18 protein-coding genes and 1 tRNA gene are annotated in these 26,563 nt (G+C 61.0%); 11 read left to right on the top strand and 8 right to left on the bottom strand.

Features of this window, described 5'->3' with window-relative positions; translation table 11 throughout:
• Positions 1 to 56: 56 nt before the first annotated feature.
• Complete coding sequence (locus ACKUTP_RS01420; protein ID WP_117876923.1) at positions 57 to 2,357, top strand: hydratase; 2,301 nt, start codon at positions 57 to 59, stop codon at positions 2,355 to 2,357.
• A gap of 412 nt (positions 2,358 to 2,769) precedes the next feature.
• On the opposite strand, the gene ACKUTP_RS01415 is transcribed toward ACKUTP_RS01420, so the two are convergent.
• Both ACKUTP_RS01415 and ACKUTP_RS01410 read right to left on the bottom strand, forming a co-directional pair.
• Positions 2,770 to 3,417, bottom strand: coding sequence for a hypothetical protein (locus ACKUTP_RS01415; protein WP_117770267.1), 648 nt, complete (start codon positions 3,415 to 3,417; stop codon positions 2,770 to 2,772).
• Between the two features lie 540 nt (positions 3,418 to 3,957).
• A complete protein-coding gene (locus ACKUTP_RS01410; protein ID WP_409063385.1) occupies positions 3,958 to 4,626 on the bottom strand; it encodes a hypothetical protein in 669 nt (222 codons plus the stop codon).
• Between the two features lie 233 nt (positions 4,627 to 4,859).
• Here ACKUTP_RS01410 and ACKUTP_RS01405 point away from each other — a divergent pair, with 233 nt between their 5' ends.
• From ACKUTP_RS01405 to ACKUTP_RS01395, 3 genes are all read left to right on the top strand, one after another.
• Entirely contained in the window at positions 4,860 to 5,531 is a 672-nt protein-coding gene (locus ACKUTP_RS01405) for a hypothetical protein (RefSeq protein ID WP_147333364.1), read from the top strand.
• 183 nt (positions 5,532 to 5,714) lie between these two features.
• The gene (gene clpB, locus ACKUTP_RS01400; RefSeq protein ID WP_409063384.1) at positions 5,715 to 8,342 is read left to right on the top strand and encodes an ATP-dependent chaperone ClpB; all 2,628 of its coding nucleotides are present in this window, start codon (positions 5,715 to 5,717) and stop codon (positions 8,340 to 8,342) included.
• A 132-nt stretch (positions 8,343 to 8,474) separates the two neighbouring features.
• Positions 8,475 to 8,678 carry a hypothetical protein gene (locus ACKUTP_RS01395; protein ID WP_346981622.1) on the top strand — a complete coding sequence of 68 codons (204 nt, stop codon included), beginning with the start codon at positions 8,475 to 8,477 and terminating at the stop codon, positions 8,676 to 8,678.
• Between the two features lie 105 nt (positions 8,679 to 8,783).
• Here the strand turns inward: ACKUTP_RS01395 and ACKUTP_RS01390 are convergent, their stop codons facing one another.
• The 3 genes from ACKUTP_RS01390 to ACKUTP_RS01380 all read right to left on the bottom strand — a co-directional run bounded on the left by ACKUTP_RS01390 (position 8,784) and on the right by ACKUTP_RS01380 (position 12,247).
• Positions 8,784 to 10,280, bottom strand: a complete 1,497-nt coding sequence (locus tag ACKUTP_RS01390; RefSeq protein WP_409063383.1) for a hypothetical protein — start codon at positions 10,278 to 10,280, stop codon at positions 8,784 to 8,786.
• A 233-nt stretch (positions 10,281 to 10,513) separates the two neighbouring features.
• Positions 10,514 to 11,521 carry a DUF5692 family protein gene (locus ACKUTP_RS01385; protein ID WP_409063382.1) on the bottom strand — a complete coding sequence of 336 codons (1,008 nt, stop codon included), beginning with the start codon at positions 11,519 to 11,521 and terminating at the stop codon, positions 10,514 to 10,516.
• A gap of 63 nt (positions 11,522 to 11,584) precedes the next feature.
• Complete coding sequence (locus ACKUTP_RS01380; RefSeq protein ID WP_409063381.1) at positions 11,585 to 12,247, bottom strand: TetR/AcrR family transcriptional regulator; 663 nt, start codon at positions 12,245 to 12,247, stop codon at positions 11,585 to 11,587.
• A 188-nt stretch (positions 12,248 to 12,435) separates the two neighbouring features.
• Between ACKUTP_RS01380 and ACKUTP_RS01375 the strand changes: the two genes are divergently transcribed.
• The 7 genes from ACKUTP_RS01375 to ACKUTP_RS01345 all read left to right on the top strand — a co-directional run bounded on the left by ACKUTP_RS01375 (position 12,436) and on the right by ACKUTP_RS01345 (position 19,741).
• Positions 12,436 to 15,213, top strand: coding sequence for an FAD-dependent oxidoreductase (locus ACKUTP_RS01375; RefSeq protein ID WP_409063380.1), 2,778 nt, complete (start codon positions 12,436 to 12,438; stop codon positions 15,211 to 15,213).
• Between the two features lie 32 nt (positions 15,214 to 15,245).
• Positions 15,246 to 15,674, top strand: coding sequence for a hydrogenase maturation nickel metallochaperone HypA (locus ACKUTP_RS01370; protein ID WP_409063379.1), 429 nt, complete (start codon positions 15,246 to 15,248; stop codon positions 15,672 to 15,674).
• 405 nt (positions 15,675 to 16,079) lie between these two features.
• Entirely contained in the window at positions 16,080 to 17,069 is a 990-nt protein-coding gene (locus ACKUTP_RS01365) for a PTS sugar transporter subunit IIB (RefSeq protein ID WP_055250789.1), read from the top strand.
• An 18-nt stretch (positions 17,070 to 17,087) separates the two neighbouring features.
• Positions 17,088 to 17,906 (top strand): PTS mannose/fructose/sorbose transporter subunit IIC, encoded by an 819-nt coding sequence (locus ACKUTP_RS01360; protein WP_409063378.1) that lies wholly within the window; start codon positions 17,088 to 17,090, stop codon positions 17,904 to 17,906.
• A 16-nt stretch (positions 17,907 to 17,922) separates the two neighbouring features.
• Positions 17,923 to 18,843 (top strand): PTS system mannose/fructose/sorbose family transporter subunit IID, encoded by a 921-nt coding sequence (locus ACKUTP_RS01355; protein ID WP_409063377.1) that lies wholly within the window; start codon positions 17,923 to 17,925, stop codon positions 18,841 to 18,843.
• 120 nt (positions 18,844 to 18,963) lie between these two features.
• A complete protein-coding gene (locus ACKUTP_RS01350; protein ID WP_006235193.1) occupies positions 18,964 to 19,362 on the top strand; it encodes a DUF956 family protein in 399 nt (132 codons plus the stop codon).
• A gap of 303 nt (positions 19,363 to 19,665) precedes the next feature.
• A tRNA-Arg gene (locus ACKUTP_RS01345) sits at positions 19,666 to 19,741 on the top strand.
• A 214-nt stretch (positions 19,742 to 19,955) separates the two neighbouring features.
• On the opposite strand, the gene ACKUTP_RS01340 is transcribed toward ACKUTP_RS01345, so the two are convergent.
• The 3 genes from ACKUTP_RS01340 to ACKUTP_RS01330 form a co-directional block, all read right to left on the bottom strand.
• A complete protein-coding gene (locus ACKUTP_RS01340; protein WP_409063376.1) occupies positions 19,956 to 21,113 on the bottom strand; it encodes an IS110 family transposase in 1,158 nt (385 codons plus the stop codon).
• A 473-nt stretch (positions 21,114 to 21,586) separates the two neighbouring features.
• Complete coding sequence (gene pknB / locus ACKUTP_RS01335) at positions 21,587 to 23,548, bottom strand: Stk1 family PASTA domain-containing Ser/Thr kinase (RefSeq protein WP_409063375.1); 1,962 nt, start codon at positions 23,546 to 23,548, stop codon at positions 21,587 to 21,589.
• Positions 23,549 to 23,680: 132 nt separating this feature from the next.
• A complete protein-coding gene (locus tag ACKUTP_RS01330; protein WP_409063374.1) occupies positions 23,681 to 26,551 on the bottom strand; it encodes an FtsW/RodA/SpoVE family cell cycle protein in 2,871 nt (956 codons plus the stop codon).
• Positions 26,552 to 26,563 lie beyond the last annotated feature (12 nt).

The raw sequence follows: 26,563 nt of genomic DNA, 5'->3' as shown, positions 1-26,563 counted from the left end.
ATATTGAATGAATGTATGCTATGCGCCCGAGCCTTTCGGGCAGAGTGGGAGACAGTATGGTCAAGCTGTACGAGGACGGCATCTACCTGCGCGGCGGCAGCGAGGTTGTGCCTGCGGCCGAGGCTGCCGAGCGCGGTATTACGCAGACGCCCGAGGATGCCAAGCGTGGCACCATCGCGTATTCGATCCTCCAGGCACACAATACGTCCGGAGATCCCGAGGCGCTCAAGATCCGCTTCGACGCCATGGCGAGCCACGACATCACCTTTGTCGGCATCATCCAAACGGCGCGTGCCTCGGGCATGGAGCAGTTCCCGCTGCCCTACGTGCTCACCAACTGCCATAACTCGCTGTGCGCCGTGGGCGGCACCATCAACGAGGACGACCACGTCTTTGGCCTTTCCGCTGCTAAGAAGTACGGCGGCATCTTCGTTCCGCCCCATATTGCGGTCATCCACTCCTTTATGCGTGAGAACTTCGCCGGCTGCGGCAAGATGATCTTGGGCTCCGACTCGCACACCCGCTACGGCGCCCTGGGCACCATGGCCGTGGGCGAGGGCGGCGGCGAGCTGGCAAAGCAGCTGCTGCGCGACACCTACGATGTCGCCTATCCCGGCGTCGTCGCCATCTACCTCACGGGCGCTCCGCGCCCCGGCGTCGGCCCGCACGATGTGGCGCTCGCCATCATCCGCGCCGTCTTTGCCAAGGGCTACGTCAAGAACAAGGTCATGGAGTTCGTGGGCCCCGGCATCGCGAGCATGACGACTGACTATCGCAACGGCGTCGACGTCATGACCACCGAGACCACCTGCCTTTCCTCCATCTGGGCCACCGACGAGGACACACACGCGTTTTTGGCCATGCACGGCCGCGGCGACGACTACCGCGAGCTCAAGCCCGCCGATGTCGCCTACTACGACGGCTGCGTCGAGGTCGATCTGTCGAGCATCAAGCCCATGATCGCGCTGCCGTTCCATCCTTCCAACGGCTTTGAGATTGACGAGCTCAACGAGAACCTCGAGGACATCCTGCACGAGGTGGAGCTCGAGGCCGCCAAGATCGGCGAGGGCAAGACGCACTTTAGCCTGCTCGACAAGATCGTCGACGGCAAGCTGCACGTGCAGCAGGGCGTTATCGCCGGCTGCTCGGGCGGCAACTACGACTCCGTGGTCCAGGCTGCCCGCGTGCTCAAGGGCGCCAACACCGGCTGCGGCGAGTTCTCGCTGTCGGTCTATCCCACGAGCCAGCCCGTGGCACTCGAGCTTACACGCCGCGGCTACATCTACGACCTCATGGAGGCCGGCGCGATCGTGCGCACGGCGTTCTGCGGCCCGTGCTTCGGCGCCGGCGACACGCCCGCCAACAACGGCCTTTCGATCCGCCACACTACGCGCAACTTCCCCAACCGCGAGGGTTCCAAGCCGGGCAATGGCCAGCTGAGCGCCGTGGCCCTGATGGACGCCCGCTCCATTGCGGCGACGGCTGCCAACGGCGGCGTCCTGACGCCGGCGACCGACCTGCCCGAGGAGACTTGGGACGAGGCCTGCGAGTACACCTTTGACGACGCGCCGTACAAAAAGCGCGTGTACTGGGGCTTTGGCAAGGCGGAGCCTGCCGACGAGCTGGTCGAGGGTCCCAACATCAAGCCGTGGCCCGCGATGGAGCCGCTCGGCGACGATATCCTGCTCAAGGTGTGCTCCAAGATCATGGATCCGGTCACCACGACCGACGAGCTCATTCCTTCGGGCGAGACGAGCTCCTTCCGCTCCAACCCGCTGGGCCTGGCCGAGTTTACGCTCAGCCGTCGCGATCCGGCCTACGTGGGTCGCTCCAAGGAGGTCGACGCCGTGGAGAAGCGCCGCGTTGCCGGCGAGGCAGCAGGCGATCTGGCGGCACTCGATGCCGAGCTTGCGGGCGTGTTTGAGGCGCTGGTCGGCGCGGGTGTCGCGGCCGATGCCAAGGCGACTGAGTACGGCTCCATGCTCTATGCCAAGAAGCCCGGTGACGGTTCCGCCCGCGAGCAGGCCGCGAGCTGTCAGCGCGTGATCGGCGGTCTGGCCAACATCGTCCACGAGTACGCCACCAAGCGCTATCGCTCCAACGTGATGAACTGGGGTATGGTGCCCTTCCAGATGGAGGCCGAGCCCAGCTTTGAGGTGGGCGACTATGTCTTTGTGCCGGGTATCCGTGCCGCGCTCGACGGTGACCTAAAGGACATCGCCGCCTACGTGGTGCGCGCCGACGGTGCGGTCGAGCAGATTGAGCTCTACATTGCCGATATGACGGCAGAGGAGCGTGCCATCGTCAAGGCCGGCTGCCTGATCAACTACAACAAGTTCAAGGCCGCTGCCGAGTAACGCACTTAATTGTCCGCCCGGGGCTTACCCTTTCCCGCCCGCTCACGCGCTTCGCGAGGGTCGCGTTCGGGAAAGGGTAAGCCCCGGGCTACATTTCTGCGTTCTCGTTGGGTCTTGAGGGACGCTAATAAATAGACTTGCTTGATGCCGCCTCTGTTATCGGGGCGGCTTCTTTTGTCGAAAACCACCATGAAGGGGTAGGCGCCTTTGCGGTGGTTCCGTTTGTCTCGACCTGTAACATCTGGGCCCCTATTTGACGAGCGGTTGTTACAGATTGAGACAAACGATCGCCGCCGATCATTTCATCTCAATCTGTAACATCTAGGATCGAAAAGGGCCGCTAGATGTTACAGATCGAGACAGTGGAACATCGGAGCCGAAACCACCACAAAGGTGCCTGCCCGGCGGGTCCTTATTTCGATGGGGTCCAGGTTATTTCATCGTCAAATAGCCAAGTGCGTGCCGAGCCACTGTTGCGCGCTGTCTGCGGATCGGGCTCGCAGGTTTGTTCGTAGGCATCCTCGGTACACCGATCCATAAAATCGACGACTGCCGTCTGGTCGCCCTCCATGACGTAGATTACGTCGCCATCCGAGATATAGACCCCCGGTCCTTCATTGTCCACGCAGCCGGGGTCGTATGAGACGTTGCACAATTTGCTCCCGTTTGCCGCATCGAGCTCAAGGGTCGAATGATACCCGCCAACCATTTGGCCGTTCTTGGCTCGATATGTTGCGGCGCCGTACCACCGCTTAAACGTCTTGCCTTTGAGTAAACTGGTTGCCTTACCGATAAGCTGCTCATCTTGGGTATAGCGCGTGGCTCCAAGTTCGATTCGGGGATAGTTACTGACCCCAAGCGCTGCGGGCGTACCGTCGAAATCGACGGTGATCGAATCGGGTTTGACGATATCGGTGAGGATTTCGATGGGGTAGCTTACGGTTTCAACCGCCGCCTGCGTTGCCGAGGCAGGGAGAAATGCGAGATAGATAATTCCTACGCCGACTGCGGTAATCGCAAACGCTAAGACGAGCAGGCCGATATAGGTGGAGCGTTTCACGGCGGGTACCTCGCAAACAGTATGCATTCATTAAGATAAGTGATACCAGCTTACGACAATATTCAAAAGAAAGCGATCGGTCGAAATGACGGGGCGAAAAGGCCCTATTGGGCTTCGATTTGACCTCTAATAGGAATATTTGCCCCACTCATTCTGGGCGAGAGGTCAATAATTCAGTTCACGAGTCTTGAGCGATACTATTCTCACTAAACTCACTATTTTCACAGTAAGCACTATAAATACGATAGGGAGGACGACGAGAACGTTGTGACGTGCGATAGCTAAGCCGTTTAAGCCGGACTCTGACCTTGAATCTCCGCCTCTATCTGTGCGAACGGGCTATTGTCGGTTCTCGATTCCATCGCTGCGTTTTCGTTGGGTCTTGAGGGACGCTAATAAATAGGCTTGCTTGATGCCGCCTCTGTTATCGGGGCGGCTTCTTTTTGTCGAAAACCGCCACAAAGGGGACAGGCACCTTTGTGGCGGTGGGGACGAGCTCGATGTTGTTGTGATCGTTGAGCGGCATGTTAATGGGCACCTCTACAGAATTTCATCTGGGCTGGCGGGTTTGGTTGTTTTGGGGATGCCGAGTTTGGATGACGCGAAATCGTCAACATTGTCCTTAATTCCGTCTTTGGTGTAGACAGTGACCATATAGGTGCTGTGTCCGAATTCGCCCTTGTCGCGTGTTGCCCAGGCATCCCAGTAGGCGGCCCCGTTTCGCCCTTTGATTTTTCCGACACGGCGGAGTTCTGTTCGCTTTAATTTCTGGTTGCTATAGATGGTTCGACCGGCTTCCGCGGTGAGCCCGCACTGTCCAAGCAGCTTGTCGAGGACTTGGTTCATGTGGCGCTCATCGGTGTTTGGTGCGTAGTCGTAGGCGAGGGTGATGGAGTCAAGGGGCTGGTCGTCGATCAGATAATTCATTGTCTGAGGTTCGAGGCAGAAATAAGGAGAGCATCCGTCGACCTTGCCGAGCAACGGTAACTTGGACTGCCAACTTCCGGTGGGAATTGCATATTCGTAGAACACGCCACGGCAGACAAAGGAGAGCGAGGTGGCACGCGGGCCGGCGTCGATCATCCCGCAAAGATCGAAGGGCGAGGCGATACCAAAAGAAAAGGGCGTGATGACGATAAGGAAGAGCATCACGATGGGTATGGCGAGAATGGCGATGACGTTGCGACCGGTGGAATGAGACGGCTTCATATGCGCTCCTCGAGACAAAGAGCTGTTGAGGATAGGCAGAAATGGATATGTTCAGAGAACAATTCAAGTTTAATCTCATGGCGTGAGATGGTCGACCGTTAGCGTCGAAAACCACCACAAAGGTGCCTGTCCCCTTTGTGGTGGTGGGGAGCGCGCGGCTTCTTTGGTGATAGTGTTAGCCGGCGGTATCATTAGGACAAATGGCGCGGGTTTGCATTGTGAGGTGCTTTGCTGTGAGAAGTCCTGCCCGTATTGGATTGATTGTCTTGGCGCTTGCGATCGCTGTGGTTGGCGCGGGCGCTGTCGGTATGGCATTTCTACCTGCTGCGGTGACGGAGCCGGTGGTCAAGCCTGTGACTCAATCTGTCGAACTTCTGACCGGCGACGACAAGCCTGAGACCATTACCGTTGATTTTGATGAGCAACCGGCTGCGCTGGGCATTAGTAATTATCCACGCATTCAGCTTGGGGCTATGCGCTATACCACGGATTCTGGTCTGATCGACAGGGCGTCCGAGCTGCTCAAGGGCAAAATCTTTAAGCGCTGGTATGGATATGCGTCCTATCGGGCAAAAGCGAACGACATGGTTGGCGGATGCCACTCTTCCATCGAGCTGGACACTGCAAACGGCGCAAAGTTATGTGATGTCTCGTACGATCCGGGCTACGAGGACAATGAGGGTCCGGGCATCTACATCATGGACGGCGATGTCGCCTATGTCATGGAGGGCGACCAGACCGAGCTCAACGATTTTATGGGCCAGTGTATCCAAGATGCCTATAAACAGACCTGCTTGCCTGACCCGCAGGCTGCACGCGATAGTGGGTCTGCCCGTACATGGCTGTTCGAGGATGAGATGCCCTGGACCGTCGAATCGGGAAGTACGGGTCCGGCGAAGGAGTAGAGACCGCGACCACCACAAAGGTGTCTGTCCCCTTTGTGGTGGTTTGCATGTCGTGGGAACACTCATAAAATCTTATATATAGAGACTTAGATTTATGTATAAGATCGCACAAAGCTGGCAACAATACTTCTCGAACAACGTGAAGCCGCCCCGTAGGGCGGCCGCCCCAAGAGAGGTGATTCCATGAGAATCGATAAGCTAGCAATGACGTCGCGCGAGGCGTTGCAGACCGCCATGAGCACGGCTGCCGATGCGCAGGCCGGCGCGGTGGAGCCGATTCACCTGCTGTCTGCCCTGCTCGGTGCCGGCGAGCGCAATATCTCCGTGATCATCGAGCGCATCGGCGCTGATCCGGCCCAGCTCGCACGCTCCACGCAGGATGCCGTCGACCGCGCGCCCAAGGTTTCGGGCGAGGGTCAGCAGATGGGCCTGTCCAACGAGCTCGTCCGCGTCATCGAAAAGGCCGAGAAGAAGGCCACCAAGATGGGCGACAGCTTTGTGGTGACCGAGCATCTGCTGATGGCGCTTGCCGAGGACAAGGGCGAGGCTGGTCGTGTACTGCGTGACGCTGGCGTGACCAAGGAGCGCATCGAGCAGGTCTACGAGGAGCTGCGTGGCGATGACCGCGTGACGTCTGCCGAGGACAAGACCCAGTTTGAGGCGTTGGAGCAGTACGGTCGCAACATCTGCGATCTTGCCCGCGCCGGTAAGCTCGACCCGGTCATCGGCCGTACCGACGAGATCCGCCGTACCATTCAGGTTCTGTCCCGCCGCACCAAGAACAACCCCGTGCTCATCGGTGAGCCGGGCGTCGGTAAAACGGCTATCGTCGAGGGCATCGCCCAGCGTATCGTGGCCGGCGATGTGCCGAGCACCCTGCGCGACCGCGACCTCATCGAGCTCGACATGAGCGCGTTGGTCGCCGGCGCCAAGTACCGTGGTGAGTTCGAGGACCGCTTAAAGGCCGTGCTCAAAGAAGTGCAAAAATCCGAAGGTAAGGTCATCCTGTTCATCGATGAGCTTCACACCATTGTGGGCGCGGGTGCCACCGAGGGCTCCATGGACGCAGGCAACATCCTCAAGCCGGCGCTCGCCCGTGGCGACCTGCATGCGATCGGCGCGACCACGCTCGACGAATACCGCAAGTACATCGAGAAGGACGCGGCGCTCGCCCGTCGTTTCCAGACCGTTATGGTGAGCGAGCCTACCGTCGAGGACACCATCTCGATTCTGCGTGGCCTCAAGGAGAAGTACGAGATCTTCCACGGCGTGCACATCACCGATAGCGCGCTCGTGGCCGCCGCCGACCTCTCCGATCGCTATATCGCCGACCGCTTCCTGCCCGACAAGGCCATCGACCTGGTCGATGAGGCGGCAAGCCGCCTGCGCATGGAGCTCGACAGCATGCCGGTCGAGATTGACGCCACCACGCGTCAGCTCACCCAGCTGCAGATTGAGGAGCAGGCGCTCATGAAGGAGACCGACGACGCCTCCAAGGAGCGTCTGGAGGCCCTGCGTCAGGAGATCGCCGAGGTCCAGGAAAAACTCAACGTGCAAAAGGCTGGCTGGCTCAACCAGAAGAACGCCATCGACCACGTGCAAGAGCTCAAGGGACAGCTCGACGAGGCCAGGAGCGAAGAGGAGCGCGCGACGCGCAATGGTGATCTGGGCCGTGCGTCCGAGCTGCGCTACTCCGTGATTCCGGGCCTGCAACAGCAGATTCAGGATTCCGAGGCTGCGCTCGAGGCGCAAAAGCAGCAGGACGGCGAGGGCCTCAACGAACAGGTGACCTCCGATGAGATCGCCGAGGTCGTGAGTGCCTGGACCGGCGTGCCCGTGTCCAAGATGATGCAGGGCGAGCTCGACAAGCTGAAGGGCTTGGAGGGTGAGCTGCATAAGCGCGTCATCGGCCAGGACGAGGCCGTCTCCGCCGTCGCCGCGGCCGTGCGCCGCAGCCGTGCGGGTCTCTCCGATCCGGACAAGCCCATCGGCAGCTTCTTCTTCCTGGGCCCCACCGGCGTGGGCAAGACCGAGCTCGCCAAGGCGCTTGCCGAGTGCCTGTTCGACGACGAGCGCGCGCTCGTGCGTATCGACATGTCCGAGTACATGGAGAAGTTCAGCGTCCAGCGTCTGATCGGTGCGCCCCCGGGATACGTGGGTTACGACGAGGGCGGCCAGCTCACCGAGGCCGTGCGCCGTCGCCCCTACTCCGTGATCTTGCTCGACGAGATGGAGAAGGCCCATCCAGATGTCTTCAACGTGCTGTTGCAGGTGCTTGACGACGGCCGTCTGACCGACGGTCAGGGTCGCCAGGTGTCCTTCAAGAACACGATTATCATCATGACGTCTAACGTGGGCTCCAAGGCTATCGCCGAGCTTTCGGGCAAGGACGAGGAGGAGATGCGCCATCAGGTCGACGCGGCCATGGCTCAGACCTTCCGCCCCGAGTTCCTCAACCGTATCGACGATATCGTGGTGTTCCATCCGCTCGGCATGGCGCAGATCGAGAAGATCGTCGACATCCAGCTCGCCGACGTCCGCGCGCGTCTGGCCAAGGAGCGCATGACGCTTGCCATCACCCCGGCGGCCAAGCAGATGCTCGCCGTGGGCGGCCTGGACCCCGTGTTCGGCGCCCGTCCGCTCAAGCGCCTGGTCCAGCGCGAGGTCGTGGATGCCATTGCTGCCGCTATCATCGACGGCACGGTGCGCGAGGGCGATCAGGTGACGGTCGATGTCGACAAGGACGGCGGCTTTACCGTCGTGTGCGACAACACGCCGGCGGCCACCTACGAGGTCCCCGACGCCGAGTAGATTTTTGGGACATGCCTTAAAATCTGCCAGTCGTCTCTAAACGCCAAGGGCGGCGGATCCAATTGGGTCCGCCGCCCTTTTTCGTGCGACAATAGATGATGTTGAACGGATGCGATGCAAGGAGCTATGCAGATGAAAGACGAGATCAAGACGCACGCACCGGCGGCTGAGGCAGCGCCCGCCGCGCCGGTCGCACCGAAGGCTTCTCCCAAACCGGCGCCCAAGCCGCGCGACCCCTATATCCGTGCCGAGAACGAGGACGATGACGGTTACGACCCCTACAGCGACCGACGCCCCGAGCGCGAGCCGATGTTCGAAGCCGATCCGTGGCGCTAAGTGCCACCAATAAGTTGCGGTGAAATAGGGACTGTTTTGCGGTTTGACCAGCAAAAACAATCCCTATTTCACCGCAACTGCGTTGGGCGGCTGTCTTCGGGCCGGCTAGTCCTGGGCTTTGATACTCGGCAGCAGGATCTGCGCGAGGTAGTCGGTTTCGAGCTTAGTGGCACCATCGGCCTTGCCGTCTTTACCCACCAGGTCGTTCTTGATCTGGCTATACGTATAGCGGTTGCCGGTCGTAAGCTCGACAAGCTCAATGGCTGTGTCCATGGGGTAGGTTGACACGGGGTTCTGCGTCCGTCCGTTGATGGTCTGGGGCACCACGTACGGATAGACGGGGCCGCTGGCGTAGACGGTATAACCGTTGCCTAGATTGGCCGCGCCCAAAACCGTATCGCCTTCATCGGGCGTAAAGCTCTCGCCCTCGCGCACCGCGACGAGCGTCACGAGCGGCGTATTGGCGTCGTCGCCCAGATAGATGCATAGCGTGCTTCCGTTTTGCCAAGTTGCGACCTTGCCGTACCACTCGACGGGAATATCGAGCTGGTAGAGGTCGGTTGCCTTGTGGCGAGCGTCAGCATCACGGGACGCCTGTGCCTTTTGCGCGCTCACGGCATTGACGGCGGCGTCGCGCCGCGCGGTTGCTGCCTGCTGGAGCACTTTGGCAGCCGCGGCGGAGCTCGCACCGCCCTCCTCGGCATACTTGGCGGCGGCATCGATCTGGTCGTCAGTCACCGTGTCGGCCGAAGGCACTTTGAGCTTAAAGGTGGCCTGGGCACTTAAATCCTGTCCATCGCTCTTAACGGTGACCTGCGTCTTGGTGGTCGGGACGGTATAGATGGTGCCGTCGGCCGCGATGGGGGAGGCAGCGATGGAGAGCGTGTAATCGCCGGGCAGCAGTTTGATGCCGCGGCCGTGCTCGTCAACATAGAGCGTTTCGCTCACGGAGGAGCCATCAGCGTCCTGACCGCTCACCTGTACGGGAATCTTGGAGCCGGTGGAACAGTCGAGGCCCGCGGCATGCACGCCAATCTGCACTGACATCATCGTGTGGGCATTGGCGGCGACAGCGGCAGCCTGCTCTTGCTGATATCCGTTCCAGGCAGCATAGCCTGCACCGCCGGCGACGAGCGCGACGGCCACGATGCCGGCGACCATCAGATTGCGGCGCTTGGGAGACATCTTGCGATGGCGGACCTCGGCTTCGTGTGCCGAGGGAACGGACGGCAGGGGAATATCGCCCATGGCGATGGTCTCATCCACGGCTGGTGCGGAACCCAGGCCAGGAAGCTCGCGAGTCAGCGAATCCTCGGCCGGTAAGCTGTCGAGCAAGACGGTTTCCTCGCCCATGTCGGATTCGGGTTGGTTGCCGGTCTCGCTTTCGGTGTCTTCGTGATTTGCCTCATCCTCGGCAGGCTCAACGTCGTCTGCGTCCTGATCATCGGACTGTGCCTCGGCTTCCGACTCATCCTGCACATCAACGCCCGAATCGTCAAACGCAATCTCATCGAGTGAAATCCGGTCTAAGCTCTCCAAGGCCTCAGCGCAAGCTTCTGCATCTTGGGCCGCATCCTCTTGGCCCATCGTCTCATCTTTCATATATCCCCCAAGCTCAATATCGGGACAACACTGTACCCAAAAATGGAGCCATATAAAGCGCGTGCGAAATATAAGATCCGATTTAACTCGAGCGCATCGTTCGGCCGCATCCTCGCGGCAGCAAAAGGCCCCCGGAACGCGAACGAATCACATTCCGGGGGCTCTGCAATGCGTTGAGTTGCGCGGAGCCGGCTATGCTGCTTCGCGCTCAAGCGATGTCTGCGCCAGGCGCGTTACTCGGCGTGTGCGTAATCAACCTTGGCGCGGCGAGCGGTAGCCTTCTCCCAATCGCTGGTGCCCTCAAAGACATCCTGCTTGTAGGGATTGCGGCCGAGCTTCTTGGCGCGGTAGGCGATGTAGATGATCGCGGCGACGTTGGCGACCAGTGCGGCGATCGAGATCGCGGTAGCGGCGCCGGGGTCGAGCGTGGAGTGGGTCACAAAGATGGACTCCTCCTGGAAGTACGGGAACACCTGGGCAAACATGCACCAAATAGCAAGCGTAAAGGCGCGGTTCTGGATCCAGCCGCCCTTGTTCCAGATAAAGGCGGCGACGGTGGGCGCCAGCAGCAGCGCAAAGCCGCAGAACCAGGAGTGGGTGGGCAGGCAGTTGTAGGTGTAGCAGAAGTTCCAGATATCGTAGGCGATGATGTAGACCCAGGTCATATCGGGCCACAGCATGTCGGTCTGATCCTCGGAGGCGTAGACGCTCCACCAACCGGTCATGCAGAAGATGTTGATGATACCGGCGATGCCGTTGAACACGTTGTTCCAGCCGGCCAGCTGCGTGGCGCCCTCGGAGGTGACCCAAGTGGACTGGCCCAGGACAAAGAAGTGATAGGCGCTCTCGAAGTCGGACACGACGGCGATCATGATGTTGATGGCGACGATCACAAACGGCCACGCGCGGAACCAATGCGCCTTGCCGATCTTTCCCCACTGGTACTTAATGGCAATGAAGCCCCAGCAACCGGCGAGCGCCGCGTATACCTTGGCGTAGTGGAACCAGCTGTTCTGGTACACATGGGTGGGGTTGGTGAGCGCCCACTCGGCACCCTGTGAGACGCCGATGGCGATGGCGACGCAGTAGATGGTCATGGCCAGCGGAGCCACGCCAAAGATGATTGCCGCGCCCAGCTTGGTGCGGCGGCCGACTTCGTTGAGCACGATCAGGTCAATAAAGACCATGGCCCAGCCGGCCCAGTGGATAAGGGTATCGCTACCCCAAACATCGAACAGCATGCTGCTCTCCTTTCACACGCCCGCGGCCCCTCTTCTGATCGCGGGCAGTTTGGCCAAATGTCGTCAGTTCTGGGGCTTGCGCTCCGGATACTTGGCGGTATAGCCCTCGATGTGGAGTGTCGAGGCGATGATTTCCTTGACCGTTTCGTCGGGCACATCGGGGTGCGTGCGGATATACATCAACAACCCCATGATGAGGGTGTAGAACGTCTCGTAGACATGGTCGATGCGTAGCTCATGATGGGCGACAAAGTCCACTACGGTGGTGTCGCAGATATACTGCGCCACGCGCTGGACCACGTTGTGCAAAAAGCCGCCGTAGAGCGCGCCGCTGCTCGAGGTGAGCGTGCTCGGCAGCTCGTGGCCGCTGGCGACCAGGCGCTTAAAGAGCGGGGCGACGGTGTCGAGCGCGCCCTCGATATCACCGACGGTGCGGTCGGCGTTCCACTGCTCGAGCTCGGAGATAAAGCCGTCGATCGCCTCGTCCATAACAGCGGTGACGGCGGCGTCCATATCGGCGAAGTAGTGGTAGAACAATGAACGCGTGCAGCCGGCTCGCTTGGTTACGGCCGATACCGATAGGTGGGACACGCCCAGCTCGGAGCTTACGGTGCGCACGGCGGCGAGGATCTCGCGACGGCGTTCGTCGCCCGTCAGGCGCTTTGCCGCGCTATCGGATGCGGGGACGGCATCGACCACAGAGGTATCTGCTGTGTTGTTGCCCATGTTTTTGCCGCCTTTCATCCTCTTTTGCCTGACCGTTCGCCTAACAGTCTTGAATATTGTTGACGGTTCGTCAATACTATTTTTGACACAATGTCAACAATGGCGGGCGAACGGCATGGGGCATGCCCGGCCTGCAAAAAAGAGGGGCGCTGCGTGCCTGCCAGGCTGCGGCAAGAGAAGGGACGACTATGATTCTCAACGGACCGGGGATTAGCTACACCGAGCCCGATATCGGTGCGGAGTTTGTGCCGCCGCTGCCGGAGCATCCGCGCGAGGCCATCGTCAAGCTGTGCGAGCACTGCACCAACCGTCTGCTGCATCGCGATGAGCTGCTGGGCTACGAGTACTGGTCGTTTGCCGAGGCTGCAACCGACGAGCAGGCCGAAGTGCTCTGCAAGATGAAGATGCGCCGTCCCTATACGCTGCCTGAGATGGTCAAGCTCACCGGCATGCCCGAAGCCGATATCGAGAAGATGCTCGACGACATGAGCTACACGGGTCTGCTCGAGTACAACTGGGAAAACCCCGAGCGCGCCAAGCAGTGGGTGCTGCCCATGCTGGTGCCGGGTTCCGCCGAGTTCCTCAACATGCGCGTGAGCCAGCTCGAGGAGCACCCGGTCTATGCCAAGTTCTTTGAGCAGGCGTCCAAGGGACCGCTGTCCAAGGCCACGCCGATGGTGCCGCCCGGTGGTGCCGGCATCGGCATGCATGTCATTCCGGTCGAGAAGGCTATCGATGCCGCGAGCACGTCGGTGCCGATCGAGCATATCGAGCATTGGCTCGACAAATATGATGGCAAATATGCCGCTAGCACCTGCAGCTGCCGCGCGAGCCGTCGCGTGATGGGTGAGGGCTGCGCCGACGACCCGGCCGATTGGTGCATCGCCGTGGGCGATATGGCCGACTACGTGGTCGAGACCGACCGTGGCCACTATGTGACGCGCGAAGAGGTCTACGACATCTTGCGCCAGGCCGAGGACAACGGCTTTGTGCACCAGATTACCAACATTGACGGCGAGAACAAGATCTTCGCTATCTGCAACTGCAACGTCAACGTGTGCTACGCCCTGCGCACCTCTCAGCTGTTCAACACGCCCAACCTGTCGCGCTCGGCCTATGTCGCCAAGGTCGAGAAGGACAAGTGCGTTGCCTGCGGTCGCTGCGTTGAGGTGTGCCCGGCCGGCGCCGCCAAGCTCGGCCAGAAGCTCTGCAGCAAAAAGGCCGGCGGACAGGTGCCCGAGTATCCGCGCCAGGAGCTGCCCGACGCCACCAAATGGGATCACACCAAGTGGTCGCCCAACTACCGCAACGACAACCGTATCGAGACGCATGAGTCCGGCACCGCTCCCTGCAAGACGGCCTGCCCCGCGCACGTTGCCGTTCAGGGCTATTTGAAGCTCGCGGCTCAGGGTCGCTATGACGAGGCTCTGGCGCTCATCAAGCGCGAGAACCCGCTGCCCGCTATCTGCGGCCGTGTGTGCAACCGCCGCTGCGAGAATGCCTGCACCCGCGGCCGTGTGGACGCCGCCGTGGCTATCGACGAGGTCAAGAAGTTTATCGCCCAGCGCGATCTGGACGCCGCGACCCGCTATGTCCCACCTGTGGTGACCCCGACGCGTGCCGGCGGCTTCGATCAGAAGATTGCCATTATCGGTGCCGGTCCGGCCGGCCTGTCCTGTGCCTTCTATCTGGTCGAGAAGGGCTACAAGCCCGTCGTATTCGAGAAGAACGAGCACCCGGGCGGCATGCTCACCTACGGCATTCCCAGCTTTAAGCTGCAGAAGGATGTTATCGAGGCCGAGGTCGAGATCATTCGCCTGATGGGTGCCGAGTTCCGCTATGGCGTTGAGGTCGGTCGCGATGTGACGCTCGACGAGCTGCGCGCGCAGGGCTTTAAGGCCTTCTACGTTGCCATTGGCTGCCAGGGCGGCCGCCTTGCCGGTATTCCGGGTGAGGATGCCGAGGACGTGACCGTGGCCGTCGACTTTTTGCGCGAGGTCAACAGTGGCAAGATCGACGCGCTGCCCGGCCGCACCATTGTGGTGGGCGGCGGCAACGTGGCTATCGATGTCGCGCGCAACGCCTGCCGTCTGGGTTCCGAGCACGTTGAGATGTTCTGCCTGGAGAGCGAGGCCCAGATGCCCGCCAGCGAGGAAGAACGTCGCGAGGCCGTTGAGGACGGCGCTCACATCAGCTGCGGCTGGGGCCCCAAGGAGATTCACCTGGACGAGGCCGGTCGTGTGTGCGGTATCACCTTCAAGCGCTGCACGTGTGTCTTTGACGACGAGGGCCGTTTTGCGCCCGAGTACGACGAGAACGATCTGCGCCGTGTCGATGCCGACCGTGTCGTCATGTCGATTGGCCAGTCCATTGTGTGGGGCGACCTGCTGGCTGGCTCCAAGGTGGAGCTCGGCCGCGGCCAGGGTGCCCTTGCCGATCCCCAGACCTACCAGACCGCCGAGCCAGACATCTTTGTGGGCGGCGACGTCTACACCGGCCCCAGCTTTGCCATCGACGCTATCGCCGCCGGCCACGAGGCCGCGGTGTCTATCCATCGCTTTGTGCAGCCGGGCTCCACGCTCACCATCGGCCGCAATCAGCGCCGCTACACCGCGCTCGACCGCGACGACGTTGTGCTCGAGAGCTACGACAACGCGAGCCGCGAGGTTGCGCATGTGGACCGCGAACGCGAGAAGGCTGCGCCGTTTAGCGAGTATGTTGAGACCTTTACCGAGGAGCAGGTGCGCGCCGAGACCGCCCGCTGCCTGGGCTGCGGCGCCTCGATCGTCGACCCCAACAAGTGCATCGGCTGTGGCCTGTGCACCACCAAGTGCGCGTTTGACGCCATCCATCTGGATCGCGACCGCCCCGAGTGCTCCACGATGGTCAAATACGAGCAAAAGCTCCCAAGTCTGGGCAAGTATGCTTTGAAGCGCGCCATCAAGATTAAGTTCGGTCGCAAGTAAGTAGTCATAACGGGAACGGCGGAAGGAAATAAATGCACGAGCTCGGAATCGTCTATCACATCATTCGTGATGTTGAGAATGTGGCGCGCGCTCATGGCGTGCGTCGCGTTTCGAGCGTGACGTTGCTGCTGGGCGAGGTCTCGGGCGTCGTTCCCGACTTGCTGCTCGACGCTTGGCGCTGGGCAGCAGATAAAAAGCCTATCACCGAGGGCGCGGAGCTTATCGTGGAGTCCGTCGAGGCCGTGACACATTGCGAGGCGTGTGGCTGCGACTACGCGACGGTCGAGCACGGCAAGACCTGTCCCCATTGCGGTAGCGGCGAGACATACCTGCTGCAGGGCCAGGAGGTCATGATCAAGCAGATCGAGACCCCCGACGAGGACCCGGCAGACGCTGTCCCCGACGGCCCTTCCGACGTCCCCGACGCCGTCGACGCCGCCAACCCCCTCCACATCGCCTAGGATTCCCTATAAGTTGCGGTGAAATAGTTCCTAAATCCAGCCTTCTGACTCTTAAACAAGAACTATTTCACCGCAACTTTTTTGAGTAGTTTTGTTGAGCATAAGTCGTGCAAATAGTCAAGCCATGTCTGTTTAAACAAAATAGTGACAGTACGAGCACATTCGCACTTGCTTAATATCGATATTAATGAACAGCTTGCTTGTATCTATAAAATACATAGCTTGATGAGCGACGCCTTGTCGTGTAATGAGTCAAAAAGCAGTAACGTAATCAACTTGTAACAAACCTAGACGTTTAAACAAATAATCCAACCTTTTGCGGATTTAGCTATAATTCCACAATCCAAACAGGTATACTCCTTTCATGTCGTGTAGGAAATACGTAGACAAAAAGGAGGTTATGTGATGGTAAGTATTGTTCTTGCTAGCCACGGGGACTTGGCAGCTGGAATCAAGCAGACGGGCTCGATGGTCTTTGGCGATCAGCCGTCTGTTGCCGTGGTCTCGCTCGAGCCGAGCATGGGCCCCGACGACTTCCGTGCCAAGGTCGAGGAAGCAATCGCTTCCTTCGAAGACCAGGAGCAGGTGCTCTTCCTCGTTGATCTGTGGGGCGGCACGCCGTTCAACCAGATCAGCGGGCTCATCGAGGGCCACGATTCCTGGGCTATCGTCACCGGTGTCAACCTGCCTATGCTCATCGAGGCATATTCGCAGCGCTTTGACGCAAAGAACACTGCACATGCGATCGCAAAACATCTCGTGACTGAGGCTAAGGCTGGCGTGCGCGTCAAGCCCGAGTCTCTGGAGCCCGAGGAGAAGAAGCCGGCTGCGGCCGCCGCTGCTCCTGCAGGCGCCATCCCTCCGGGAACGGTCATCGGCGACGGGCACATCAAGATTGCCCACGTCCGTATCGACACCCGTCTGCTTCATGGTCAGGTGGCCACCACGTGGACCAAGCAGATCAACCCCAACCGCATCATCGTGGTTTCCGACGGCGTTGCTCACGATGAGCTCCGTAAGACCATGATCGAGCAGGCTGCCCCTCCGGGAGTCCATGCCAACGTCGTGCCCATCAAGAAGATGGCCGAGGTCGTCAAGGACACGCGCTTTGGTGACACCAAGGCCATGCTGCTCTTTGAGAACCCGCAGGATCTGCTCAAGGCCATCGAGGCCGGCGTCGACATCAAGGAAGTCAACATCGGTTCCATGGCTCACTCCAAGGGCAAGGTCGTCGTCACCAACGCCGTCGCTATGGGCGATGACGACGTCAAGACTCTCGAGGCCCTCAAGGCCAAGGGCGTCAAGTTCGAGGTCCGCAAGGTTCCTTCGGATGCTTCCGAGGATCTCGACGCCATGTTGAAGAAAGCTAAGGCCGAACTGGCCGCTCAAGCATAGTAAAGGAGGGTCCGATACATGTCTGCAATCACTATTCTGCTTGTTGCGATTGTCGCGTTGCTTGCCGGTATGGAAGGCATTCTGGATGAGTTCCAGTTCCATCAGCCGCTCGTGGCATGCACGCTTATCGGTCTCGTAACCGGTCACCTTCAGGAGGGCATCCTCCTGGGCGGTTCGCTCCAGATGATGGCCCTTGGCTGGGCTAACGTCGGCGCCGCCGTCGCGCCTGACGCCGCTCTGGCCTCGGTCGCTTCTTCGATCATCATGGTGCTCGCCCTCAACGACGGCGCCACTGATTCGGCCAAGGCCGTTACCGCGGCCATCGCCGTCGCCGTCCCGCTGTCGGTCGCTGGTCTGTTCCTGACCATGATCTGCCGTACCATTGCTACCGCTATCGCTCACGCCATGGACGGTTGCGCCGAGAAGGGCGACTTCTCCGGCATCGAGCGCTGGCAGTACGCTGCCATCCTCATGCAGGGCCTTCGTATTGCCATCCCGGCAGTACTTCTGTGCATCATCCCGGCCGAGGCCGTTACCAACGCGCTTAACGCTATGCCCGACTGGCTGTCCGGCGGCATGGCTGTCGGCGGCGGCATGGTCGCTTCCGTCGGTTACGCCATGGTCATCAACATGATGGCCACCAAGGAGACCTGGCCGTTCTTCATCCTCGGCTTTGTCCTTGCTGCCATCCCTCAGCTCACGCTGATCGCCCTTGGCCTCATCGGCATCTCCCTTGCCCTCATCTACCTTGGCCTTAAGGATCTGGCCAAGCAGGGTGGCGGCATGGGCGGTGGCTCCGGCGACCCGCTCGGCGACATTCTGAACGATTACGAGTAGGAGGGGAGTGATACATATGGCAGAGAACAAGATTCAGCTCACCAAGGCTGACCGCAAGAAGGTTTGCTTCCGTCATCAGTTCCTTCAGGGCTCGTGGAACTACGAGCGTATGCAGAACGGCGGCTGGTGCTTCGCAATGATCCCTGCGATCAAGAAGCTCTACACCAGCAAGGATGACCAGATTGCCGCTCTTAAGCGCCACCTGGAGTTCTATAACACCCACCCCTATGTTTCCGCCCCCGTCATTGGCGTTACCCTCGCTCTCGAGGAGGAGCGCGCCAACGGTGCCCCGATTGACGACGTCGCCATCCAGGGCGTCAAGGTCGGTATGATGGGCCCGCTCGCCGGTGTCGGCGACCCCGCCTTCTGGTTCACCCTTCGCCCGATTCTGGGTGCTCTGGGCGCTTCCTTGGCCCTGTCCGGCAGCATCGCCGGTCCGCTGCTGTTCTTCTTCGCGTGGAACATCATCCGTTACGCCTTCCTGTGGTACACGCAGGAGTTTGGCTACAAGGTCGGCTCCTCCATCGCCAAGGACCTCTCCGGCGGTCTGATGGGCAAGGTCACCGAGGGTGCTTCCATCCTGGGTATGTTCATCATCGGCGCCCTGGTCGAGCGCTGGGTGTCCATCTCCTTCACCCCGGTCGTCTCCAGGGTCACGCAGTCTGCTGGCGCCTTTATCGACTGGGCTAGCCTGCCCTCCGGTTCCGAGGGTATCAAGGAAGCGCTGACGATGTATAACTCCATCGGTGCTAACGCCCTTGATCAGGTGAAGGTCACCACGCTTCAGGCCAACCTCGATCAGCTCATCCCCGGCCTTGCCGCCGTGTGCCTGACCCTGCTGGTCTGCAAGCTCCTCAAGAAGAAGGTCAGCCCGATCGTCATCATCCTGGCTCTCTTCGCCATCGGCATCATCGGTCGCGTCTGCGGCTTCATGTAAGCACGTTTCGGCTTAAGACCGAGAGTTGCTAGGTAAGGGCTTTTGAGCCATTGAAACGGACCGCACCCGGTGGGTACACTGGATGCGGTCCGATTGTTTTTATTGGAGGGCGAGGCGCGTATGGCGCAATCTCAGAACAGCACGGTCGATCTGGCAACGCCGGCAACCTGCCTGATGGGGCTTACCAGCCACGGTAACGTGATGGTGGGCAATAAGGCGTTCGAGTATTACAACGAGCGCAATCCCGAGGATTATATTCAAATCCCGTGGGACGAGGTCGACTATATTGCCGCCGAGGTTTTACGCGGCACCAAGAAGATCACGCGTTTTGCCATCTTCACCAAGGACAACGGTCACTTTACGTTTTCGACGCGCGACGACAAAGAGACGCTTCGTGCTGTCCGCAAGTACGTCGACGAGGATAAGCTTGTGCGTTCGCCCGACTTTATCGATGTGACGGCCAAGGGCGCCAAGAGCATCCCCTCCGTTATCAAAAACCTCTTCCACAAAGGTAACTAGTCATTAAAGAGCGCCCCCCAAAGTGGGACGCAGTTTCCCATGGGGCTCGATTGGGAAAGTGCATCCCAGTTCGAGCGCCGATTCCGGGATGTAGTTTCCGGAACGGGGTCGTTTGGGAAACTGTGTCCCGTTTCGAGCCGAAATTCTGGGACACAGTTTCCAGCGAGGTCCCATTGGGAAAGTTTGACCCAGAATTTGCCTGGATAGTGGGACACACTTTCCGGAGGGCTGTTCCACCGCAACTTCGAAGAGTGGCTATACGCTGTATTACAACGGCGTAAATCTGCTACACTAGTACAACATGCCTCCGTAGCTCAGGGGATAGAGCACCGCTCTCCTAAAGCGGGTGTCGACGGTTCGAATCCGCCCGGGGGCACCAGAAGATTATGACGGCGTCGCGAGAGCGGCGCCGTTTCTGGTTTGTGGGGACCGCCGGCAGGATTCGAGCCGTCGACACCCGCGTCACCAATTTCCCCGCGGGGGGTGTTCCTATAGTTTTGTCAACTGGGAAATGCTCTTCGTGCGACCGAATCGCGGCATGCTGACGCCAAGCCATTAGGCCGGTGGGCTTCAGTCTGCTCGGTGCGTTTCGGCTAGGCTGCGTAAGGCACCCTGTCTCGCATGACCGCGTAGATGACCTTCAGTCTCTTTCGCGCCAGCGCCTTGAGCGCCTTGCCGTGCGACATGCCCCGCTCTCGGCACCTGGTGTAGTAGTCGCCCCATCTCCCCTCTGTCCGGGTGAGGCAGTTACATGAGAATATGAGCAGGTTCTTCAGCCTCTTGTTGCCTTGGCGCGATGCCGTCACCGAGGAGATCGAGGTTCCCGACTGGCGGTTGCGCGGCGCCAGGCCGCAGTACGACGCGAGCCTGTCGTGACTGGGGAAGTCTTCGATGTCGATGGAGATCGCAAGCTCGGAAGCGGTTTTGGGCCCGATGCCCGGCACCGTCAGGAGGCATCGGTAGGTATCGTCGCCCTCGAGCAGGGCGGAGATCTCCGCCGTGATCGCCTCGATCTCCGCCGAGTTCTCGGATATCCTGCGCGCGAGCAGTTTCACCGCCCGGTCCTCGGCGGCGACGACCGACGCATCCGGCCTTGTCGAGGAGGTTGTCGAGCGGACGAGGGCCTCGATCTTACCGCGCGCCGCCCCACGCGTGAGCGCCGCCGCCCTGCGGGGCCCGGCGTCGGCTACCGACCAGGCCCCGCCGAGGGATGCCATGAGCCTCAGCTGGGGCCCGTCGGACAGGTCGACCAGTGCCTCGAAGGCGGGGCACGATTCCAGCAGGATGCTGCGCAGCCGGTTCTTATTCCTAGTGTTCTCGCAGGTCAGGAAGTTCCTCTGGGCGGCCAGCGCCCTCGCCGCCGCAATCGTCGGACCTGGGTCTCCGACCGGCAGGAGCGCGTCGGGGATGCCAAGCGCCGTCTTCGCGATGACCATCGCGTCTCGCTCGTCGGTCTTGGCGTCGCCGGCGAAGAGCCTGGCGGCCCCGTGCGCCGCGAGTCCCGGCAGGTACGCCGCCGACATCCCGGCCGCCCTGGCGCGGGCGAGCGCGAGGGCGCCTATGTTGCGCGACTGGTCGACGACCACGAGCGCATCGGGGAAGCGGCCGAACAGCGAGTCCAGGTCGTCCTCCCTGTTCGCGACGGGGGTGCTCAACAGCACCTCGCCGTCTCGAGTCGCGACGCATGCCCAGTGGGACGATTTCCCGACATCGAGCCCGATGACGGCTTCCGACATTCTAATTGGTGCCACGGTGGTATCCTCCAATCGGTAGGCCGATCGGAACCCCTCCCCGCGACACCCACATTACCTGGCCGTGGCGCTTGCGCCCGGCAGTTTCCTATCAGTCGTCCGGAGCGGCGAGCGCCCCCGGTGGCAACACCCCCCGGGCCCTCTACGGGGCAGGGGCAGACGGCCATCCGGAGGCGCCCGATCGGCGGCCCCTCGGGGCTTGCCCGTATCGTAGGCAATGCGCCGAATGCTCGCCATCGAAATTTATCGATGACCTATTTCAGACTGTAATGGGGAAGTTTTCGAATCCGCCCGGGGGGCACTAGAGGAATATCGAGCCTGGTACCGCTACGGTGCCGGGCTCTTCTGGTTTAAGGCATGCCGGAGTATTCGCTGCTTCAGATAAAGAAAGCGCCCGCTTGCTGGGGGAGCAAGCGGGCGCCTGTGAGCGAATATGTTTGCGGCGAAAGCCGTGATGAGTGGTGGGGTGGCGACTAGTTGGTCGTACCGGAATCGTCGCCCGTGCTCGTGCCCGAGCCCGAGTCCGAACCAGAAAGTGCGACCGTCAGCGTAATCGTGCTGTCGGTGGACTGCTTGCCGGTGGGGGAGACGCCCGTAACGGTGGCATCCTCGTTACCGCTCACGGGATTGCCGTTCTGGTCACAGAAGCCAATGTTATAGAAACCGGCGTTGTTGAGCGCGGTAACGGCGGCGGAAATGCTCTTGCCGTACAGGTTGCCCGGGACGGTGGCCTTGCCGGACTTCTTGGCGATGACGACGGTAATCGTGGCGCCGGGCTTCTGCTTGCCGCTGGGGTTCCAGCTGATCACGGTGCCCTCGGTAACCGAGTCGTTCTCCTGGTAGCTCACGTCGACACCAAAGCCTGCCATATCGAGGGCGTTGCGCGCCTGGGCCTCGGTCATGTCGGTCAGGTCGGGGACGGACGTGGTATCCGGGCCGCTCGAGACCTTGTACGAGATGGTCGTGCCCTTCGCGACTTCCTTACCGGCTTCGGTGCCCTGCTCAAAGACCTGGCCCTCATCAGCCTCGTTGGCCTCCTCGGAGGCGTTGCCCTTCAGGCCAACGCTTGCCAGTGCGGCTTCTGCTTGGTCCTTGGTCAGGCCGACAAGTTTGGGAACCTCAACCTTTTCGGAGGGCTTGGGGCCCTTGGAGATTACCAGGTTCACCTTGGTGCCCTTGGTCTTCTTGGTGTTGCCGTTGGGCGTCTGCTCGGCGACCTTGCCCTCGTCGACATCGTCGTTGTAGCTTTGGTCGATGGTGCCGACCTCGAGGCCGGCTTCCTTGATCAGCTCGACGGCAGTCTGCTGGTCCTTGCCCAGCACATCGGGCACGGTGACCTGCTCGCCGCCAAAGAGTCCTGTGGCAAAGGCCACCACGATGCCGATGACGGCAACGGCTGCCACCACGGCGGCGATGATCTTGTTCTTGTTGGATTTGGGCTTTTCGACCTCGTAGGAGCCGGTGGAGCCCGAAACCGAGCTGCGGGCGGTATTTTGGCCGCTCACGCCCGAGACGGGACGCACCATGGCGCGCGTCTGATCGGAAAGCTCGCGAGTCTTGGTGGCGCCCAACTCACCGGGGGCACCGATGATGCGCGTGGGCTCCGAGACGTTGACGGCACGGCCCGACAGGTAGCTGTTGAGCACCTGACGCAGCTCGTCGGCGGTCTGGAAGCGGTTTGCGGGGTCCTTCTCCATGCACTTGAGGATGATGCGCTCAAGGTCGGCGTCGACACCGGAGTTGATCTGGCTCGGCGGAATAGGCAGCTCGTTGACCTGCTTGAGTGCGACCGAGATAGCGTCGTCACCGTCAAAGGGCACGCGGCCGGTGGCGCACTCGTACATCACGACGCCCAGCGAGTAGATATCCGAGGTGGGGCCGAGGTCCTGACCACGGGTCTGCTCGGGGCTGACGTAGTGGGCGGTTCCCAGCACGTTGTTGTCTTGCGTGAGGTGGCTGTTCTTGGCGCGCGCGATGCCAAAGTCCATCACCTTGATGTTGCCGTCGGGCAGCACCATGATGTTCTGCGGCTTAATGTCGCGGTGGATGATCTCGTGCTTGTGGGCGACCGAAAGCGCGGAGCTGATCTGCGAGCCGATCTGGGCGACCTTCTTGGGGTCGAGGGCGCCGTGGCTCTTGATGCCGCTCTTAAGGTCGGTGCCGCGCAGGTACTCCATGACGATGTAATAGGTGTCGCCGTCCTTGCCCCAATCGTAGACGCCCACGATATAGGGGGAGGAGAGACCGGCTGCTGCCTGGGCCTCCTGCTTAAAGCGTGCGGCGAAGGTTGCGTCGCCAGCATACTGCGGCAGCATGATCTTGACGGCTACCGTGCGGTCGAGGACCTGGTCCTGTGCACGGTAGACGGTCGCCATGCCGCCTGTTCCCACCTTATCCTTGAGGAGGTATCTTCCCCCGAGGACCCTCTGTTCCATTCCTGCTCCTAACATAACTATTCGCTCAACGATGTGTGTAGTACCTACGATGTGGCCGCTGGGGCCGTGTGGCGCGTTGCCGCTAACTCTTCGGCCGCGGCGCGCCTCTGGTGTCCGATTCGATCATGGGCATCACGCTCCCTGTGCGGCAAGCGCCGCGGTCAGGACGATACCGGCAATCTTGGCGGCCTTGACGTCATGCTTGTCGAAATCCTCCAAGGCCACCGAGATGGCGACCGTGGGTGAATCGTAAGGTGCAAAGCCAACGAACATCGAGTTGACGTTGGTGCCGCCGGTCTCGGCCGAGCCGGTCTTGCCGGCGACCTTGACGCCGGGGATCTGGGCATCGGTGCCGGTGCCGGATTGGACGACGGCAAGCATGGCCTGCTTGACCTGGTCGGCCGTGGCGGAGCTGACGGCCTGACCCAGCGAGCGGGACTGCGTGGTCTTGACCACGGTTCCGTCCGGGGCGAGTACCTGGGCTACAAAGTACGGGTCCATGACCACACCACTGTTAGCGATGGCGGCGGCAATCACGGCGTTTTGCATGACGGTGGTCTGCGGGCCGGGCGTGTGGTCCATGCCGACAGGCTGGCCGGCACCGGCCCAGGCGGTCTCCCACTCGGTCATGAGCGACGGGTCGGCCATGATGGAGGCCGCGGAGGTCAGGTCCTGGCCGAGCTTTTGGCCGTAGCCAAAAGCGTTGGCAAACTGCACGAGCGTGTTTGCGCCAACTTCGTTTGCCACCTGGCCAAAGACGACGTTGGAGGACACGGCAAAGGCCTGCTGCAGGCTGATGGTGCCGTAGCTCTCGTTGGCATAGTTGGTGACCGGTGCGTTGCCGATGTCCATGGAGCCGGGCGCCTGGTAGGTGCTGGTAAGGCTGGCGGTGCCGGTCTCGAGTGCCGCGGAAAGCGTAACGACCTTAAACGTTGAGCCCGGCGTGTACAGCGCGTCCATGGCGCGATTGTACATGGAGCCGTCCTCGCCGCCGCCCGTCTGCAGCAGGGCATCGATGTTGGTGTTGTCGTAGGTGGGCGAGCTGGCACATGCGAGCACCGCGCCGGTACGCGGGTCGATGACCACTACAGCGCCCTTAAAGCCCTTGAGTGCCTGCTCGGCCGCCGTCTGGATACGCGAGTCGATGGTGAGCTTGGCGGTGTTGCCCGGCTGGGTCTGGCCCGCGAGCGACGCGATGGCGTTGTTCCAGCTGGAGTAGTCCTTAGAACCGGTGAGCGTGTCGTTCATGACGCTCTCGATGGCGGTGGTGCCATACTGCTGGCTCACGTAGCCAACCACGTGCGCTGCCAGGTTACCGTTGGGGTAGGAGCGTACGTAGGTGCCGTCCTCCTGCTGCAGCGACTCGGCCAGCGTCACGCCGTCGGACGTGATGATGGAGCCGCGCTGGATGTACTTGGAGCGGGCGATGGTGTGGTTGTTGGTCGGCATGTCCTGATAGTCCTTGGCCTTGATGACCTGGACATAGGTGAGGTTGCCGATAAGGATGGCGAACAGCGCCGTAAAGGCGAGCACCGCACGGGTTAGACGGTTGGCGAGCGCCACGCGGCCGAGCACACCGGATTCAGGCGTGTCGAGCAGGCGACGGCGCATGCGCGAGCCGACGGAATGGCTGCCGCTGCCGTAGGAAGACGAGGTGGCAAAGCGCGTGCCCGTCGGGGCGGCGGCAGATGCGACCTGATCATCGGTGATGGCGGCCATGGTGCCGGTGCCGGTAAGCTCGGCCTCGCGTCCGGTCGCCTCGTCACCGGCGCGCAGCAGGAGCGCGACGATGATAAAGCTCGCCAGCAGCGAGGAGCCGCCCTGGCTCATAAAGGGCAGGGTGACGCCGGTCAGCGGGATCAGGCGGGTTACGCCGCCAACGATCAAGAAGGCCTGGAAGCTGATGGCGGCCGTAAGGCCCGTGGCGCTAAAGGCGGCGAGGTCGGATTTAGCGCGGGCAGCCGTGGTGAGGCCACGCACGGCAAAGAGCATAAACAGGATGAGCACGGCGCCGCCGCCCAAAAGGCCCATCTCCTCGCCGATAGCCGAGAAGATAAAGTCGGACTCGACGACAGGGATGTTGTTGGCCATGCCGTTGCCGATGCCAACACCGACCAGACCGCCATCGGCAAGCGAGAAGAGCGACTGGACGATCTGGTAGCCCTGGCCCTGGGCGTCCTTAAACGGATCGACCCAAACCTGGAAACGCACCTGAACGTGCGATAGGAACTTGTAGGCGCCCACGGCTCCGACGGCTAAGAGCGCAAGGCCGATAACGACATACGAAAAGCGCCCCGTGGCAACGTAGAGCATCAGCAAGAAGATGGTGTAGAACAGCACGGCCGAGCCCAGATCGCGTTCGAAGACGACGACGAGCAGGCACACACCCCACACGGCAAACAGCGGCAGCAGCAGTCGCAGGCGAGGGATCTTAAAGCCCAGGATCTTGCGGTTGGAGATGGAGAGCAGCTCGCGGTTCTCGGCCAGGTACCCGGCCAGGAACAGCACGATAAAGACCTTGGCGAACTCGCCGGGCTGGATGGTAAAGCCCGCGATGCGAATCCAGAGCTTGGAGCCCGAGATCGTGGTGCCGATAAAGATGGGCAGCATCAGCAGGATGATGCCGATAATGCCAAAGGTGTACTTGTAGCGCACGACCACGTCGAGGTTTTTGACCAGTGCGAGCGTTCCCACCATCAGGGCCACCGAGACAAACAGGATGATGAGCTGTGAGATGGCGAGAGCGGGGGCGAGACGCGTCACGAACGTGATGCCGATGCCCGAAAGCACAAAGACAATGGGCAGGATGGCGGGATCGGCACCGGGCGCCAAGATGCGCACGGCAATGTGGGCCGCGGCAAAGGCGGCAAAGAGGCCGATCGGTACGGCGAGCGTCTCAAAGGAGATGGCAGCGCCCGCGGTGAGGACGTACATCGCATACAGCAGGATGACGGGGAACGCCGAGGCGATGAGCAAGAGCAGCTCGGTGTTGCGGCGACTCATAAGCGGCACTCC

Origin of the sequence: Collinsella sp. wc0529 (assembly GCF_046116875.1) — a bacterium.
Lineage (GTDB): Bacteria > Actinomycetota > Coriobacteriia > Coriobacteriales > Coriobacteriaceae > Collinsella.
The sequence above is the reverse complement of the archived record's forward strand: the minus strand, read 5'-3'. Positions and strand labels throughout refer to the sequence as shown.

Bases quoted from the DNA above. Each gene is read 5' to 3' on its own strand.
- ACKUTP_RS01385 (WP_409063382.1), bottom strand. From the start codon at position 11,521: ATGCTGTTCGATGTTTGGGGTAGCGATACCCTTATCCACTGGGCCGGC.
- ACKUTP_RS01355 (WP_409063377.1), top strand. From the start codon at position 17,923: ATGGCAGAGAACAAGATTCAGCTCACCAAGGCTGACCGCAAGAAGGTT.
- ACKUTP_RS01420 (WP_117876923.1), top strand. From the start codon at position 57: ATGGTCAAGCTGTACGAGGACGGCATCTACCTGCGCGGCGGCAGCGAG.
- ACKUTP_RS01365 (WP_055250789.1), top strand. From the start codon at position 16,080: ATGGTAAGTATTGTTCTTGCTAGCCACGGGGACTTGGCAGCTGGAATC.
- ACKUTP_RS01410 (WP_409063385.1), bottom strand. From the start codon at position 4,626: ATGAAGCCGTCTCATTCCACCGGTCGCAACGTCATCGCCATTCTCGCC.
- clpB (WP_409063384.1), top strand. From the start codon at position 5,715: ATGAGAATCGATAAGCTAGCAATGACGTCGCGCGAGGCGTTGCAGACC.
- ACKUTP_RS01360 (WP_409063378.1), top strand. From the start codon at position 17,088: ATGTCTGCAATCACTATTCTGCTTGTTGCGATTGTCGCGTTGCTTGCC.
- pknB (WP_409063375.1), bottom strand. From the start codon at position 23,548: ATGGAACAGAGGGTCCTCGGGGGAAGATACCTCCTCAAGGATAAGGTG.
- ACKUTP_RS01390 (WP_409063383.1), bottom strand. From the start codon at position 10,280: ATGAAAGATGAGACGATGGGCCAAGAGGATGCGGCCCAAGATGCAGAA.
- ACKUTP_RS01370 (WP_409063379.1), top strand. From the start codon at position 15,246: ATGCACGAGCTCGGAATCGTCTATCACATCATTCGTGATGTTGAGAAT.
- ACKUTP_RS01395 (WP_346981622.1), top strand. From the start codon at position 8,475: ATGAAAGACGAGATCAAGACGCACGCACCGGCGGCTGAGGCAGCGCCC.
- ACKUTP_RS01330 (WP_409063374.1), bottom strand. From the start codon at position 26,551: ATGAGTCGCCGCAACACCGAGCTGCTCTTGCTCATCGCCTCGGCGTTC.
- ACKUTP_RS01350 (WP_006235193.1), top strand. From the start codon at position 18,964: ATGGCGCAATCTCAGAACAGCACGGTCGATCTGGCAACGCCGGCAACC.
- ACKUTP_RS01380 (WP_409063381.1), bottom strand. From the start codon at position 12,247: ATGGGCAACAACACAGCAGATACCTCTGTGGTCGATGCCGTCCCCGCA.
- ACKUTP_RS01375 (WP_409063380.1), top strand. From the start codon at position 12,436: ATGATTCTCAACGGACCGGGGATTAGCTACACCGAGCCCGATATCGGT.